Consider the following 16,170-nt stretch of genomic DNA (forward strand, 5'->3'; position numbering starts at 1 on the left):
TTGTCACTATTATCCAAAAATTTCTCCCTAACAATCAATCCACGCTATAGTCCATTAGACTACTTAGCAAATACAGAGAACCTGTTACTATTTTCTTTTTATCATCTACTGTTAATAGTATTATAGTATTACCTTCAGCCATTGTCACCTTTTTTTCTTCATGGTGGCAATATTTCATTAATTGCTCACCAGTAGCTGCTTGCGGATGGGGAAACGTTAGAAATGTGAATGAGGCCGCAACTGGTATCAGTTCATTCAACGTATTTTCAATATCTTTCCCCTTCAACATTCCTACAACAAAGTCCACTTTCTCATCCGGAAATTCAAAGCGAATCGTGTCTGCAAGTACTTTAGCAGCTGCTGGATTATGTGCCCCATCCATAAATACACCGGGTGAAATCTCTTGAAAACGATGTGCCAGTTGCGTTGAAGCGACTGCCCTAGAGACAGCTTCTTCATTAAGTCGAATGCCAGAAGAAAAAAGTGCTTGAATCGCAACTGCGGCATTCACACCTTGATGGTATCCTTTCATCTTTCGTCCAGCCAACTGGAACATTTCAGTTCCGTAAAACATAGCATCCTTCATACAAAATTGGTTACCGTACATGAATAGCGGGCTACCTTGTTGATTCGAAATAGTGCGGACGACCTTAAGTGCTTCCTCTTCAAGCAACGGCCCTGTTACGACAGGAATCCCCTTTTTTATAATGCCTCCCTTATGCCTTGCCACTTCCGCAACAGTCGTCCCTAGAAACGCAGTATGATCAAGCGCAATGGAAGTAATAACTGAAACGAGCGGTATAACGACATTCGTACTGTCCAGCAATCCACCCATTCCTGTTTCTAGTAAGACATAATCTGGCGCAGATCGTTTAAACGTTGTAAATGCTGCTACAGTTAGCAATTCAAAATCCGTTAGTAACCCACTCAGTCCAGCTTCCTTCATCGCCTGAAATGATTTATCTAATTCCTCTTCCGTTATCACTTCGCCATTCATACGGATTTGATCATGAATGTCGATAATTGCGGGCGACGAAAAAACACCTGTCGACAATCCATGCTCTTTCAAAATTGCTTCCATAAATGCAATCGTAGAACCTTTTCCATTCGTCCCTGTTATATGTATGACTTGCAATTGTTTTTCGGGACTACCCATTTTTACAAGCGCTTCCTGCACTGCCTCTAAACCTGGCTTAATAGAATCATCACTATCAATTCCCCATCGTTTTTTATATACATTCATTTTTGGAATCAAAACTATCCCTCCGTATGTTAGAATCTAGTTAGAAAAAGTATATCATTCCCGGAGGGTTTCTAATGCAAAGTTGTTGGGTTATTTATAATGGAAGTTTAACAAGTGATAAATTCAAGGATCAGGCTGAACTGATGAAAGAGGCTGCGGAACGTGCGGGTATTAGCGCCGAGCTTAAGATGAACTATGAAGTGATGATGAATTTAAAAACAATTATAGAAAACCGTCCCGATTTTGTAATCTTTCTAGATAAAGATATTCTACTCGCAAATTTCCTGAAAAACTCAGGAATTCCTGTTTTCAACGATCCTGATGTCATTGAAACCTGCGATAACAAAGCCATACAATATCTCGAACTTTCGAAGCAAGGCATTCCGATGCCAGAAACAATCATTGCACCTAAAGTGTATCCGAATTTCACAATCAAAAATTCAGGTTACTATGAGCAAGTGCTGGAACGTCTTGGACTACCCATGATTATTAAAGAAGGCCATGGTTCATTTGGTATGAAAGTGTATTTGATTGAAACGGAAGAGCAATTTTATGAAAAGACGGATGAATTACGGGGCATCGACTATTTATTTCAGGAGTTCATCGCAAACAGCAGAGGACGGGATATTCGAGTGAATATTGTTGGTGGTGAGATTGTCGCGGCAATGTACCGTCACTCTGAAACTGATTTCCGGGCGAATATTACAAATGGCGGTGTTGCGACAGTCATCGAACTAACAGAACCACAAAAAGCGTTAGCGATACAAGCCGCCCACGCAGTCGGAGCAGAGTTTGCGGGTGTCGACTTACTGTTCGGCGATAATGAAGAACCGCTCGTTTGCGAAGTGAATGCAGCCGCCCACATTCGCAATATTTACAACATCACGGGTATTAATGTAGCAGATGCGATGATCGCGTATATTTTAAGGAAGCTCGAATGAAGGGATACGTTTATTATTCAAAGGCTGAATCAGTTAGGAATCGTGCATTTATCGATGATTTGATAATAGAATCTGAACGAATCGGCATTGAACTGCAGTTGCTGGTTGAAGATGAAAAACCAAATTCAGATGCAGATTTCATTCTTTTCCGAGACCGCGATACTGGGCGGGCTATCAAGTTTGAGATGGAAGGTTCAAGGCTATTCAATCGTGCTGAAGTAAATAGGATTGCGAACGATAAATTGCGTACATTTGAACTGGCTACCCTGCTCGGTATTCCTGCCGTCCCAACAAACAGAATTCGTTCTATTGATGAAATCAGTTCCTATCCTTGCGTATTGAAAACGGTCGACGGCCATGGCGGGAATGAAGTTTTCCTTTGTACATCAGCTTTGGATGCGGAGTTATTTTTCACCAAGTTTCACGACAGAAAATTAATTGTCCAACCTTTCATCGAATCCGGCGCCCGGGATATACGCGTATTTATGATTGGCAATGAGATTGTCGGGGCTGTAAAGCGCACTGGTAATGGTTCATTCAAATCAAACTACACGCTGGGTGGCTCTGTCGAAAAATACATACTTTCCAATTGGCAGGAAAATGATGTGAAAACTATTTCCCAAGCAATAAAAAGTGATTATGTGGGGATTGACTTCATATTATTACCTGACGGAAGATGGCTGTTGAATGAAATTGAGGATCCTGTCGGGGCTAGGTCAGTGTATGTTACGCATGAGTTTTCGGTGGCTGAGAAGTTGATGAGGTATATTAAAGGGAAGCTTTCCAGAGAATAGTTAGTGACAAGTATTTTTGGTAAATATAAAGATAAACTCCTTGAGTAAACATGGAAAAGATCAGACATCTGCGAAGATGTCTGATCTTTATTTTAATTGCGTGAGTGGTTTTAGGATTGGCATCCGAGCGCCCAGCGCCAGAAACAAAGTTGAAATACTGATTCCCTTCAAATCCGCTTCGGCGCTTAGTGATGTATTACAAACACAGTAAATTGGTAAACCGTGACAGTCACTCGCGAACCAAAAACTGAATGAATTGTGTCTGAATTAAGTGAGCGATTGGCACCGGAGATTTATTTAGTATCCGCATTTTTACATATAAGACGCTTCTATTTTGGTATTCAAATCCCATTTAGTAGCTTTCAAAGAACCTGAACCACCATTATCGCCAGGGCCAGGTGGTGAGCATTCTGAGTTTTTAATAGGAACAGCAGAATATTTCTCCGGAACCTGCTTCACCCCATTAATATACACATCTCCCGACACGTAAATTTCCGCATGATTGTTATGCAAATTAATCGATGAAGGTAAATTTGCATTTCCGTAGATGTAGAGATATGCTTTATTCCCTAATTTAAGGGATTCTGTAGCAGTAAAATTACCTTGCACAGCAATACATCCTTGGTTATGAATATCTACAACCCCCTCAACATATAAATCATTTTGAAACGTTGCATCCGTCCCCCCCTCATTCTTCCCAGGCTCAACTGTAAGTTGACCTTTCTCACCTTTCTTCCCCTCTTTTATATGAATACTTGTTTCATATTGTTTTGCGCCATTTTTTATATTGAAATTTCCATATTCCACATTCACATTTTCTGTCGGTGTTGTTGGCGGTAGATTATTTCCTCCATTTTCGCCACCCCCACTTACCACATCGAATAAAGTATTTGGACGTCGAAAGGTGATATCTGCATCAATCTCAACTTCACGGTTTATTCCAGATTTCCCAACACTATTAATAGTAAGTTTAATTTCAGTGCTAATCGAATCACAGCCTGATGTCCCCTTCAATGAAACAGTGTAATTGGACTGTTTTTCACCGTTTATTTCTTCAGGTAATTTTTTTTCGTTATTTAACTCCCTACAAAATTCAGTGTTTATTCCACTCAAAATTTCAGCATGAGTTATACTTTTAATTTTATTATTATGTTCCTCAATCATTTCCTTAACTTTAGCCTGATAATGCAAAACGCCCATTTCCGCAAAATGCCTTGCCTGCACCTGTTCTTCTTTCTTATTAAACTGTTTTGCGGCGGATATATTCATTGTGAGTAATCCCATTCCGAGTATCGTAAATACAAGTACAAGGAGCAATACCATCACTAATGCACCGCCACGTTCATTTTTATTATGACTCATCATCATCCCTCCTTAGGGTAGCTTACTTAATATCGTGTCGACCTTGTAATACTTCCCATTCTTTTCTATTAGTAAATTGAAATTGGATGACCCTGTTCGAGATATACTATTACTAGATTCTAATGTGTATATATAACCTTCAGAAATAATAGTTCCGTCCATTTTCAACTTATCCTTATCAACCTCAAGCTTAATTGGAACAACTACACCCGACTTCAAGTATTCCTTCCTAACTACTTCCACAATATAATTCGCTTCTTGTTGCAATTGTTGATTCGTGGTAGTTCGATTGGATGCTTTCATTCCATTAACCAAGACTGTTCCAATCAACATCATAATGACACTTAGAATTACTAGTACTGCAAGCAGTTCGACAAGTGTAAGCCCACGCTCATTTTTCATGGTTTCACCTCATCAAAATACATTTCGGTTTTAAACGTTGAGTCTGTAATACCCACGTTAGTATGGGTTTCCACTGTAATTACAGCTTTATTTAGTCCACTGACTGGACCAGTTCCAACCTTGATTTCCACCTCATAATCAGGATAGCTGTTGGAATTTACATAGACGCCGTTGGTTAGTTTATATCCATTTAGTTTAGCCATCTCATCAAACTTATCAAGCGATTTAATGACTCGCACTTTAGCAACAACTTCTTCAGCTATCTGTACAGCTGTTAACTTTTCCTTGTTATGCTTCGTGAAGGTCGCAGATTGGGTAAAGAACGAGAAAAAAGCGATGAACACAATTGAAAGAATGACGAGTGCTGCAAGGACTTCAACAATCGATAATCCACCTTCCCCCATACCCCTCTTCAGTTTAAACTTTCCCATATCTATCATCCTTTTCATTCGTACTATTACTACCTATATAAACCAAGCGAAGGCGCCTTACAAGGGGGAGCCGAAGCCCTAAGACTGATGGCGAAGCTATCTGGCTTAGGGCGGGAGGTATCCCCTAGCGCCGTAGCGAATTCAATGGGATTATTTATCACAATCTATATAATGAGTAACAAAGAATTCCCAACCAATCCTTTACTCCTATAAATTCAACACATTCTTAATATTTCATAGACTCATATAAACCTATACTACCACATTTCGCGATTTTTAATCAAAATCAAATTAACAGTTCTTCAGTTTACTAACCAATATGTATAAGCTAAATGGAAAACCACACAGGCGTTTTTCGACAGTACAATGAACAATTAATTCTTCATTCCCCCACAACAAATTTATCAAAACAAAAAGACCCAATCGCAATCGGGTCTTTTCGTTTCAAAATCAAATTTCCTTCAATTCCTGCATACGACGCTCTACTGCCGCGTATTTTTCTAGATAGTCACTTTCTTTAGCCCGCTCTTCTGCCACTACAGCTTCAGGTGCTTTTGACATGAAGCGTTCGTTTGAAAGTTTGCCTTGAACGCGTTTCACTTCGCCTTGCCATTTCGCAAGTTCTTTTGTCAAGCGTGCTAGTTCTTCGTCGATGTTCAGCAGACCTTCGAGAGGTAAGAACAGTTCTGCTCCTGTAACGACCGCTGACATCGATTTTCCAGGTGCTGTGATGTTGTTGCCTAGTGTTAACGTCTCAGGGTTACAGAATCGTTCGATGTAGCTACGATTCGCTTCCAACACGGCTACAGTTGCATCGTCTTTAGCTGAAATGTAAAGTGGAACTTTTTTGCTAAGTGGTGTATTTACTTCTGCACGGATATTACGTACTGCGCGGATGATATCCATCAGCAGTTTCATATCTGTTGCACGTGTTTTATCAGTAAGTGCAGGATCTGCAATCGGCCATGCAGCGATTGTGATTGATTCGCCTTCATGCGGTAGGTTCTGCCAGATTTCTTCTGTGATGAACGGCATGAACGGGTGTAGCAGACGCATCGTATTATCGAGTACGTACGCCAGTACAGAACGCGTCATTTTCTTCGCTGTTTCGTCTTCACCGTAAAGTGGCAGTTTCGCCATTTCGATGTACCAGTCACAGAAATCATCCCAGATGAAGTTATAAAGCGCACGGCCGACTTCACCGAACTCATAGCGATCTGCAAGTTTCGTCACTTGGTCAATCGTTTCATTCAAACGTGTCAAGATCCATGCATCTGCTACGGATTTTTCACCTGTTAAATCGATTTCTTCGTAGGTCATGCCATCCATGTTCATTAATGCGAAACGAGAGGCGTTCCAGATTTTATTGGCAAAGTTCCAGATCGCTTCAACCTTCTCAGTTGAGTAGCGAAGATCCTGCCCTGGCGACGAACCTGTCGACAAGAAGTAGCGCAGTGCATCCGCGCCGTATTTTTCAATAACATCCATCGGGTCGACGCCGTTACCAAGTGATTTAGACATTTTACGACCATCTTCTGCACGTACGAGTCCGTGAATTAAGACATCTTTAAATGGACGTTGTTCTGTAAATTCGATTCCCTGGAAAATCATCCGTGATACCCAGAAGAAAATGATGTCATAGCCTGTTACGAGTGCATCAGTTGGGTAATAGCGTTTGAATTCTTCGTTGTCGAGATCCGGCCATCCCATTGTCGAAAACGGCCATAGCGCAGATGAGAACCATGTATCAAGAACGTCATTGTCCTGACTCCAGTTTTCGCTATCTGCAGGCGCTTCATGTCCGACATGTATTTCACCCGTTTCGTTGTGGTACCAAGCCGGGATGCGGTGGCCCCACCAAAGTTGACGCGAGATACACCAGTCATGGACATTTTCCATCCATGTTAAATACGTTTTTTCAAAACGGTCCGGTACAAAATTTACTTTGCCTTCTGCTTCTTGTAATTTAATCGCTTCATCAGCTAGCGGCTGCATTTTAACGAACCATTGTGTTGATAAATACGGTTCAACGACAGCACCACTGCGTTCTGAGTGACCGACAGAATGGTTATGTTCTTCGATGTTGAATAGAACTGCCATCTCCTGTAAGTCTTTAACGATTTCTTTACGGCATTCGAAGCGATCCATTCCTTCGTATTTACCTGCAAGTTTATTCATTGAACCATCTTCATTCATCACAAGAACACGCGGAAGATTGTGACGGTTTCCAATTTCAAAGTCATTCGGGTCATGTGCAGGTGTTATTTTCACGGCACCACTTCCGAATTCCATGTCGACGTAATCGTCTGCAATAATCGGAATTTCACGGCCAACGATTGGTAATTTAACCGTTTTACCAATTAAATGTTTGTATCGCTCATCTTCTGGATGGACTGCAACCGCAGTGTCCCCAAGCATTGTTTCAGGTCGAGTTGTCGCAATTTCGATACTGCCTGTTCCGTCTGCAAGTGGGTAACGCATATGATAGAAAGCACCCTGTATGTCTTTATGGATGACTTCGATATCAGAGATAGCTGTTTTCGTCGCAGGATCCCAGTTGATAATGTATTCGCCGCGGTAGATAAGCCCTTTATTATATAGTTTAACGAAAACTTCCTGTACAGCTTTCGAAAGTCCTTCATCCAGGGTAAATCGTTCACGTGTGTAGTCAAGACCCAAACCAAGTTTCGCCCATTGCGAACGGATATGTCCTGCGTACTCGTCTTTCCATTTCCATGTTTCTTCAACGAATTTTTCACGGCCTAAATCATAACGTGTCGTTCCTTCTTCACGAAGTTTTGCTTCTACACGAGCCTGTGTCGCGATTCCCGCGTGGTCCATTCCTGGAAGCCATAATGCATCATAGCCTTGCATACGTTTCATGCGCGTCATTATATCTTGTAGCGTTGTATCCCATGCGTGGCCTAGGTGAAGTTTACCCGTTACGTTCGGCGGTGGAATAACTATTGTATAAGGCGTTTTATCGCTTTCAGGTTGTGCTTCAAAGTACTTCCCTTTCAGCCACCATTCATAGCGACCTGCTTCAATTGTCTGTGGATCATATTTCGTCGGCATCGACGTGTTGTTTTCAGTTGACATGTTTATTCCTCCTTTATTTTTGGGTACAAAAAAACTCCTATCGCCTTAAAGGACGAAGGAGCTGTTCGCGGTACCACCTTTATTCGTGCACACAAAAAAACTGTGCACCTCAAACTTCGATAACGGCTTCAAACCGGCTTCCGCTACTACGTTCAAAAAATGTCTTTCTTTTTGAACATACTTTCACGGAAACTGCTCATGGGTTACATTCTGTAAATAATCGACAGGTCCTTTCAGCACTCGAACCCTCTCTTTAGTCTAATCCATCCACATACTATCCCAATCATCGCATCCATATGCAGTTGCAATAATTGTAACGGAATAACCGGTTGCTCGTCAAGTATATAACGAAAGGATTGTGTCATGCGTAGAGGATATAACCCTTATTTACTTCCTCCCTGGCTTCGAAGATGTAGATTTTATTGTAGAGGGATCATTATCCCAATTTGTATCTTTCAATTGATACGATTATTGATCGTGCCAACTACAGGCGATTTTCTTCTGTTATGTTTACTTTGTGGTTTAGCTTTCGTTCTTTACAAAAACATCATTTGAACGGTAGGCTGTCGTCGATACGCCATCTGTGAGCTCCGCAATGAACGACAGCACTTCGTCCAGCTCATCTAACGGAGTGCTGTTAAATGCTACTAACGGCGTCGCAACTACTACTTGCACTTCTACAGGTTCTTCCACTAACGCAACAGCTTCTGTGTACGTACACTCTACATTCCAGACAACTCCGTAAGTACCTTGTCCGTCCGGTCTACCTGTTGCATGCGTTGTTACAATTTCCAGTGAGCTCTCCGCTATTGAAGGCAAGTCAATATTTAGCGGTACTGCGTATTCAAAATAGCCATCTTTGCCGTCCACTTCGACATCGTCAATGAGGATAAATGAATCATCCCATTCCTCTGCCCGAGACCCTTCATCAAATTCGACATTCGCCGCAATATGATAAATGCCTGTCAATCGGACCGCATCTTCCGTTCGCTCTTCAGTATATCTCGGTGTCACTGTGACTGACTGCACCCCAGTCGGTACGCCAGCATGTTCCGGGAAATAAAAGTTTTCCTGCATTGACCACTGTTTTTTCTCCATACTTGTTCCCTCCTTCTATTCCTTCACAAACAATTGTATGCGCGGCGTGGTTGCAATAGAAGAATAATTAGAACGAACGCAAATATCCTCCGACTGACTTACTAGCCGGAGGATATTTTATTTGTCATTAATATAAACGTTAATGTAACTTTTTTTACGCACGAAGTTTAGCAAACACCGTATGGAACGCTTCAATTGTCTTCTCAATATGCGCTTCTGTATGCGCAGTTGATAGGAACATGCCTTCAAACTGTGATGGGGGAAGGAAAATACCCTCTTCGGCCATTAAGCGGTAGTAATCAGCGAACAGTACTAGATCAGCTGTTTTCGCTTTATCGTAATTTGACACTTTTTCGTCGGTGAAGAAAAAGCCGATCATAGAGCCTGCACGGTTTACTGTATGCGGGATATCAAACTTTTTAGCCGCTACACGGAAACCGGCTTCTAACTGATCACCAAGTTTAATGAAATGGTCATAGGATGCAGGCGTTAATTTTTTCAACGTCTCAATACCTGCAGTCATCGCCAGTGGATTACCTGATAAAGTTCCTGCCTGATAAATCGTTCCTGCAGGAGCCATGTTTTCCATAATTTCACGTTTTCCGCCGTATGCGCCAACAGGAAGTCCGCCGCCGATTACTTTTCCAAGACATGTAATATCCGGTGTCACACCATAATAACCTTGTGCGCAATTGTAGCCAACGCGGAAGCCCGTCATGACTTCATCATAAATAAGAAGCGTGCCGTTGTTCTCTGTCAACTCACGCAGCCCTTCAAGGAAACCTGGTTCAGGTGGAACAACACCCATATTGCCTGCGACAGGCTCAACAATGATTGCTGCTAAATCGTCACCAAATTCTCGAATGGCGACTTTAATGCTCTCTAAGTCGTTATAAGGTACTGTAATTGTGTTTTTTGCAACGGATTCAGGTACACCCGGGCTATCAGGTAGACCAAGTGTCGCAACGCCAGAACCCGCCTTAATAAGCAGTGAGTCAGCGTGACCGTGGTAACAGCCTTCGAATTTCAAAATCTTATTACGACCTGTGTAACCGCGTGCTAAACGCAGTGCACTCATCGTCGCTTCCGTGCCAGATGACACCATACGAATCATTTCAATTGAAGGAACACGTTCAATCACAAGTTTCGCAAGTTCATTTTCCGCCAATGTTGGTGCACCAAAGCTTGCCCCAGTTTCTGCAACGCGCTTAATGCCTTCAACTACGTCTGGATCAGAATGTCCGAGAATAAGCGGACCCCAAGATAGTACATAATCGATGTATTCATTGCCATCGATGTCTGTAATGATAGCGCCTTTTCCACTTTGCATGAAAATCGGATCCATATTGACAGATTTAAATGCACGAACAGGAGAGTTTACTCCTCCTGGCATAAGATTTACAGCTTCTGCAAATGCTTGTTTCGATTTGTCATAATTTCTACCCAATTAGTTCTCCTCCAGCCAGCGTGCCGCATCTTTCGCATGGTACGTCATAATAAGATCCGCACCCGCACGCTTCATACTTGTCAACGTTTCAAGAACGATTGCTTTTTCATCAACCCAGCCATTTTGCGCTGCTGCTTTAACCATCGCATATTCGCCACTCACATTGTACGCGACTACTGGCAATGTAAAATTATCTTTGACGTCACGCATAATATCGAGATATGAAAGTGCCGGTTTAACAATTAGGAAGTCAGCACCTTCCGCAACATCTGATTCCGCTTCACGCATTGCTTCTAATCGGTTTGCAGGATCCATTTGATACGTTTTGCGATCGCCTGATTTAGGTGTAGATTCTGCCGCGTCACGGAATGGCCCGTAATAAGCAGAAGCATATTTCACCGCATAGGACATAATTGGAATATCTTCAAAACCAGCCGCATCTAATCCTTGGCGAATGGCTGCTACAAATCCGTCCATCATATTCGATGGCGCAATGATGTCTGCCCCCGCCTTCGCCTGGCTTACTGCAGTACGCGTCAGTAGTTCCAGTGAAGGATCGTTGAGTACTTTACCACCTTCTAGAACACCGCAATGACCGTGGTCTGTATATTGGCACAGGCACGTATCTGCGATGACGATAAGTTCAGGATAACGTTCTTTTGCAAAACGAGTAGCTTTTTGGACAATCCCTTGATCAGAATAGGCTTCCGAACCCTTATCATCTTTCGTTGCTGGAAGACCAAATAAAATAATTGATGGAATTCCAAGTGACACAATATCATCTAGTTCAATTGCAAAATGGTCAAGTGATTTCTGGAACACACCCGGCATAGAAGCAATTGGATTATTGACGTCTTCTCCATCTATGACAAAAATCGGATAGATGAAGTCCTCTTTCCGCAGAACAGTCTCTCTTACCATAGAACGTAATGTAGTAGATGTGCGCAAACGTCTGTTACGTCTGAATTGTAAAGTATCCAAAATTACCCTTCCTTTCGCCCCGCCAATTTCTCGACGAGATCCATAAGTGTGTATGTATCGGGTCTAACATGAACGGCAGCACCAGCTTCTAGCAACGCTTTTTCCGTCACATGTCCGATAGCCCCGATTGTAAAGCCGTTCCACCCTGTCCGCGGTACAACTTCTTCTGCAAAAATTTCAACTGCCGAAGGACTTGCGAATAAAACGGTCAACTGCTGTTGTTGTTGCACTAAATTTACGAGTGAATCGATGGAGTCATTTGCAGGCTCCGTCGTATAAACAGTCCATTCATCCACTTCAAAAGGGATTTCCTCTTTGATGGTGACGCCCGCAATTGATCCACGTAGAAAAAGAATGCGTCGGATATCCGTTTCAGCAGGGTTAAATTCCTTTACGAAAGTATCTGCACTAAACACGGTCGGAATGAAATCGACTGTAAAACCGATTTTTTCAAGTGCTTCTGCAGTTCGAGTGCCCACCGCTGCTATTTTCGCCGGAATTGATTGCGAAGAAACGTCATGACGAATGAGTTTAGCACCAAACGCCGCTACCGCACTTTGACTTGTGAATATTAACCAATCATACATTGGACAAGCAGTCAAACGAAGTTCGTCTGTCTGTTCCACTAACTCCGCCACTTGAATAAGTGGCAATGAAATAGGCGTCCCTCCGTAGCGCTTTACCAATTCAAAGACATCTTCAGATTTCGGTGTCCCTGTAAAGATGACTGTTTCAGCTAACAGCGGTTGACGATCACGCATCCATATCCGCCTTCACTTTCTCAATCACTTCTGAAGCCCCTTCAGCACGCAATGTTTTCGCAACCTCCAGACCCGCTTCAACGGGGTCCGCGCTCGAGAAGGTCTTTTTAAATATTTGTTTTGCATCAGGTGAAGCGATATAGCCCGTCAATTCGACTTCGCTACCGTTATATTGCGCAAATCCGGCAATCGGAACTTGGCATGAGCCATCCATTTCAGTTAGGAAAGTACGCTCTGCTTCAACTTCTTTCCACGTTTTTTCATCCGTTAATTTCGCAAGTTCCGCAAGCAACTCTTTATCGTCAAAACGGCATTCAATTGCCAGTGCCCCTTGTCCTACAGCTGGAATACAATCTTCGACGGACATATATTCCGTAGTCACATCCGCGCTCCAGCCCATTCGTTTCATACCGGCAGCCGCAAGGAGAATCGCATCGTATTCACCGTCAACCATTTTTTTTAGACGCGTATCGATATTACCGCGGATCCATTGGATGTTAAGATCTGGACGCAGAAGTAGCAATTGTGAACTACGGCGTAAACTAGACGTCCCGACTTTAGCTCCTACCGGTAAGTCCATGAATTTCACATGACCATTTGAAATGAATGCATCGCGCGCATCTTCACGGGGAGGAATACAACCGATAACAAGCCCTTCTGGAAGAACAGCTGGCATGTCTTTCATGCTATGTACAGCGAAATCGATTTCTTTATCGAATAATGCTTGCTCAATCTCTTTTACGAAAAGCCCCTTACCGCCGACTTTCGATAACATGACATCTAGGATTTGATCGCCTTTCGTAACGATTTCTTTCACTTCAAATTCAAACGGAGCCCCTGCAGCTTTCAACTGTTCGATAAACCATTTTGTTTGTGTCAATGCAAGTTTACTTCTTCTTGATCCTACGATAATTTTTCTCATATTAATTAATCCAACCTTTCATTTATAACAAGATTTATAACCAGAAATGAAACTCAGATAACTTACTGCCAAGGAAAAAGTTAATAATCACAAAAAGGAATGCGAATACATTCGCCCATGCAAAGTCATTACCTGTTAGCTTGCCACTCCGCTTCAAAATTAATACAGAACCATATACAGCAAGTAAGATAAATGACCCAATAATTTTCATATCCAAAAATGACCATACATCTAGCGCAACAATTGCCCACTGCACGCCCAGAACCAGACTGACAAACAGGAATGGGATGCCAGTGTAAAGCGATGCCTTCATTCCAAGATCCGTTTGATGAAGAGAAGGAAGCCTACTAAACTGTTTCGTCCATTTCTTTTTCTTCAATACTTTATAGACGAGAAGATAAAGTATCGAAAAAACGAATGACATTGCAAATGCCGCATAGGACAAAATCGCGAATGTAATATGGATGAATAACAGCTCTGAAATAAGCGCTTCCCCTATCGGCGACTGTTCAATTTGTACTGGTCCAAATGTGTGAATCGTCATAAAGATGAATCCAATCACATTTAAGAAAAAGACGGCGTGATTAACTTTGTAAAACAGATGCAAGATAATTGATAAAGTAATTAAAAGCCAAGCATAAAAATAAATCCCCTCAAAAAGTGTGAGTACAGGGAACCTTTTCCATTCGTATATATACATCACGAGAAAGAATGTTTGTAGAAAGTAGACGACGGTTAATATCCAAAAAGCGCTTCGGTGTGCAAACGTATCCTTATTCAAGTAATCTATAAAATAAAAAACGAGACTTACTGCATAGAGCACGACCATAACTTCATGCAGCCTCGCCATCACCATATCAGCCATGATAACTTCTCTGCCTTTCCGAACTAATAGAGGCGTTTCCGCATCTATAGTGTATCACACTGATGCGGAAACGCCCCATTGACAAACGCTCAAAATGTCAAATCCGGTTGTGCCGTCGCATGTCTTTCTGCTCTGACCTTTAACCGTTCTTTCGCTTGTTTTGCAAGCATTTCTTTCTCTTTCACAACGTCTTCATCGATGCCGAATATTTGTTGGAAGAGCTCCAGTTTTTCGACTGATTTTGAATCCATCGCTAGTTCTTTCGCTTGTAAAATGGGGTCTTTCAGTAACTGATTGACAATCGATTTCGTGTGTTTGCTTAAGACTTTTTTCTCACGGTCCGTCAAATCAGGCATTTTGTTTTCAATACTCGCCATAGTTTCCATTTGGATACGGTGTGCTTTTTGACGAAGTGCCGAAATGACAGGAACCACTCCGAGTTGGGCAACCCACTCTTTGAACACGACTATCTCTTGTTCAATCATCAGGCCAATTTCTTCGGCAGCCCGCTTTCTTTCCGCAAGATTTGCTTCCACAATCCCCTGCAAATCATCGATATCATACAGGAACACATTCGGTAAATCGCCGATACGCGGATCCAAATCACGCGGCACTGCGATATCAACCATAAATATCGGCCTTCCCTTACGTAATCGCTCTACTAACTGCATAAGTTCGAAGTCGATAACGAAGTCGTTTGCACCCGTTGAACTGATTAATACATCCGCTTCTAGCAGTGTACATTGCAGTTCTTGCATTGATTTCGCAATGCCTCCGAATTTATCGGCAAGTGCTTCTGCTTTTGACAGTGTTCTGTTAACAACTGTCACTTTACTCGCACCACTTCCATGCAAGTTCTTAACAGCAAGTTCACCCATTTCGCCCGCTCCGAGAATGGCCACATGCTTTTTATCCAATGTGCCAAAGATCTTTTTTCCGAGCTCTACAGCTGCATAGGAAACGGAGACAGCGTTATCACCAATTGCCGTTTCTGTATGCGCTTTTTTCGCAAGTGTTACCGCTTGTTTGAATAACTCATTGAAAAAAGTACCTGTTGTACCAATCGTTTGGCCTTCAAGGAAACTGTCCCGCACTTGACCTAAAATCTGCGTCTCGCCAAGAACCATGGAATCGATCCCTGCTGATACGCGCATCAGATGCTCAATTGCACCATCATTTTCCATAATAATAAGATGCGATGAAAATGACTCCAGAGGCATATCGAACCATTCAGCCAAGAAGTTTTTCACATAATAACGACCCGTGTGTAGCTGATCGACAACGGCATAAATTTCAGTTCGATTACATGTCGATATAATAATATTTTCTAATATACTTTTTTGCTGTTGCAATGTTTGCATCGCCTGTGGCAGTTCTGACTCAATAAAAGATAATTTCTCCCTTATTTCAACAGGTGCTGTCCGGTGATTGACACCGATTACGATTGTATGCATCAGGTGTTCACACCTCTCACGTTCTATTTCACGCTTCCTATTATACCATATAGCTATCACTTTTCTTACTGGAAATTGTGAACAACATATGACTACGAACGGTTAAACGGAACTATTTATAATGATTACAATCTAAGTCTAACAGCCTTCGAATTCACATGCAATGAATGTGCAAGCCCAATCCAAATTTAGTGGAACTATTTTTTACCGATACCTAATACTATACGACAGTTTGACTAAACTATACGCCAGAATCAGAAAGTTGTACGAAGAAATCATTATAGTGTACGACTGAATAACAACATATTTTGATTCCAGCAAATCCGTTTTGTCCATAGAGATATTATGCGACAACATACACTAAAAAACC

General features: G+C 42.1%; 14 protein-coding genes and 1 other annotated feature. Of the genes, 2 read left to right on the plus strand and 12 right to left on the minus strand.

Annotation, left to right across the window (positions count from 1 at the left end; translation table 11 throughout):
- Positions 1 to 34 precede the first annotated feature (34 nt).
- Entirely contained in the window at positions 35 to 1,255 is a 1,221-nt protein-coding gene (locus I2483_RS06670; RefSeq protein WP_207174678.1) for a bifunctional folylpolyglutamate synthase/dihydrofolate synthase, read from the minus strand.
- Between the two features lie 62 nt (positions 1,256 to 1,317).
- Here I2483_RS06670 and I2483_RS06675 point away from each other — a divergent pair, with 62 nt between their 5' ends.
- Together I2483_RS06675 and I2483_RS06680 are read left to right on the plus strand one after the other, a co-directional pair.
- A complete protein-coding gene (locus I2483_RS06675) occupies positions 1,318 to 2,184 on the plus strand; it encodes an ATP-grasp domain-containing protein (protein ID WP_207174680.1) in 867 nt (288 codons plus the stop codon).
- Positions 2,181 to 2,978: an ATP-grasp domain-containing protein gene (locus tag I2483_RS06680; RefSeq protein ID WP_207174682.1), complete on the plus strand. Its 798-nt coding sequence runs from the start codon at positions 2,181 to 2,183 to the stop codon at positions 2,976 to 2,978. Before I2483_RS06675 ends, I2483_RS06680 begins: the two co-directional genes overlap by 4 nt.
- A 312-nt stretch (positions 2,979 to 3,290) precedes the next feature.
- Here the strand turns inward: I2483_RS06680 and I2483_RS06685 are convergent, their stop codons facing one another.
- From I2483_RS06685 to hemA, 11 genes are all read right to left on the minus strand, one after another.
- The gene (locus I2483_RS06685) at positions 3,291 to 4,340 is read right to left on the minus strand and encodes a hypothetical protein (RefSeq protein ID WP_207174685.1); all 1,050 of its coding nucleotides are present in this window, start codon (positions 4,338 to 4,340) and stop codon (positions 3,291 to 3,293) included.
- Between the two features lie 12 nt (positions 4,341 to 4,352).
- Positions 4,353 to 4,742 carry a PilW family protein gene (locus I2483_RS06690; RefSeq protein WP_207174687.1) on the minus strand — a complete coding sequence of 130 codons (390 nt, stop codon included), beginning with the start codon at positions 4,740 to 4,742 and terminating at the stop codon, positions 4,353 to 4,355.
- The gene (locus I2483_RS06695) at positions 4,739 to 5,173 is read right to left on the minus strand and encodes a type IV pilus modification PilV family protein (RefSeq protein ID WP_207174689.1); all 435 of its coding nucleotides are present in this window, start codon (positions 5,171 to 5,173) and stop codon (positions 4,739 to 4,741) included. Before I2483_RS06695 ends, I2483_RS06690 begins: the two co-directional genes overlap by 4 nt.
- A 450-nt stretch (positions 5,174 to 5,623) precedes the next feature.
- Entirely contained in the window at positions 5,624 to 8,272 is a 2,649-nt protein-coding gene (locus I2483_RS06700; protein ID WP_207174691.1) for a valine--tRNA ligase, read from the minus strand.
- A gap of 45 nt (positions 8,273 to 8,317) precedes the next feature.
- Positions 8,318 to 8,568, minus strand: a binding site (T-box leader).
- Positions 8,569 to 8,794: 226 nt separating this feature from the next.
- The gene (locus I2483_RS06705; protein WP_207174693.1) at positions 8,795 to 9,370 is read right to left on the minus strand and encodes a hypothetical protein; all 576 of its coding nucleotides are present in this window, start codon (positions 9,368 to 9,370) and stop codon (positions 8,795 to 8,797) included.
- Between the two features lie 154 nt (positions 9,371 to 9,524).
- A complete protein-coding gene (gene hemL / locus I2483_RS06710; protein WP_207174695.1) occupies positions 9,525 to 10,817 on the minus strand; it encodes a glutamate-1-semialdehyde 2,1-aminomutase in 1,293 nt (430 codons plus the stop codon).
- The gene (hemB, locus tag I2483_RS06715) at positions 10,818 to 11,798 is read right to left on the minus strand and encodes a porphobilinogen synthase (RefSeq protein WP_207174697.1); all 981 of its coding nucleotides are present in this window, start codon (positions 11,796 to 11,798) and stop codon (positions 10,818 to 10,820) included.
- Positions 11,799 to 11,800: 2 nt separating this feature from the next.
- Positions 11,801 to 12,559 (minus strand): uroporphyrinogen-III synthase, encoded by a 759-nt coding sequence (locus I2483_RS06720; RefSeq protein ID WP_207174699.1) that lies wholly within the window; start codon positions 12,557 to 12,559, stop codon positions 11,801 to 11,803.
- The gene (gene hemC / locus I2483_RS06725; protein ID WP_207174701.1) at positions 12,552 to 13,481 is read right to left on the minus strand and encodes a hydroxymethylbilane synthase; all 930 of its coding nucleotides are present in this window, start codon (positions 13,479 to 13,481) and stop codon (positions 12,552 to 12,554) included. The genes I2483_RS06720 and hemC overlap by 8 nt, the downstream gene beginning before the upstream one ends.
- 34 nt (positions 13,482 to 13,515) lie before the next feature.
- Positions 13,516 to 14,346, minus strand: coding sequence for a cytochrome c biogenesis protein (locus I2483_RS06730; RefSeq protein WP_207174705.1), 831 nt, complete (start codon positions 14,344 to 14,346; stop codon positions 13,516 to 13,518).
- Between the two features lie 89 nt (positions 14,347 to 14,435).
- A complete protein-coding gene (hemA, locus tag I2483_RS06735; protein WP_207174707.1) occupies positions 14,436 to 15,800 on the minus strand; it encodes a glutamyl-tRNA reductase in 1,365 nt (454 codons plus the stop codon).
- Positions 15,801 to 16,170: the final 370 nt, after the last annotated feature.

This window comes from Sporosarcina sp. E16_3 (assembly GCF_017347125.1).
Classification (GTDB): Bacteria; Bacillota; Bacilli; order Bacillales_A; family Planococcaceae; genus Sporosarcina.

What these genes read in the sequence shown, in the direction of transcription:
- I2483_RS06675 (WP_207174680.1), top strand. Translation starts at nt 1,318, where the DNA reads ATGCAAAGTTGTTGGGTTATTTATAATGGAAGTTTAACAAGTGATAAA.
- I2483_RS06680 (WP_207174682.1), top strand. Translation starts at nt 2,181, where the DNA reads ATGAAGGGATACGTTTATTATTCAAAGGCTGAATCAGTTAGGAATCGT.
- I2483_RS06685 (WP_207174685.1), bottom strand. Translation starts at nt 4,340, where the DNA reads ATGAGTCATAATAAAAATGAACGTGGCGGTGCATTAGTGATGGTATTG.
- I2483_RS06690 (WP_207174687.1), bottom strand. Translation starts at nt 4,742, where the DNA reads ATGAAAAATGAGCGTGGGCTTACACTTGTCGAACTGCTTGCAGTACTA.
- I2483_RS06695 (WP_207174689.1), bottom strand. Translation starts at nt 5,173, where the DNA reads ATGGGAAAGTTTAAACTGAAGAGGGGTATGGGGGAAGGTGGATTATCG.
- I2483_RS06700 (WP_207174691.1), bottom strand. Translation starts at nt 8,272, where the DNA reads ATGTCAACTGAAAACAACACGTCGATGCCGACGAAATATGATCCACAG.
- I2483_RS06705 (WP_207174693.1), bottom strand. Translation starts at nt 9,370, where the DNA reads ATGGAGAAAAAACAGTGGTCAATGCAGGAAAACTTTTATTTCCCGGAA.
- I2483_RS06720 (WP_207174699.1), bottom strand. Translation starts at nt 12,559, where the DNA reads ATGCGTGATCGTCAACCGCTGTTAGCTGAAACAGTCATCTTTACAGGG.
- hemC (WP_207174701.1), bottom strand. Translation starts at nt 13,481, where the DNA reads ATGAGAAAAATTATCGTAGGATCAAGAAGAAGTAAACTTGCATTGACA.
- I2483_RS06730 (WP_207174705.1), bottom strand. Translation starts at nt 14,346, where the DNA reads ATGGCTGATATGGTGATGGCGAGGCTGCATGAAGTTATGGTCGTGCTC.
- hemA (WP_207174707.1), bottom strand. Translation starts at nt 15,800, where the DNA reads ATGCATACAATCGTAATCGGTGTCAATCACCGGACAGCACCTGTTGAA.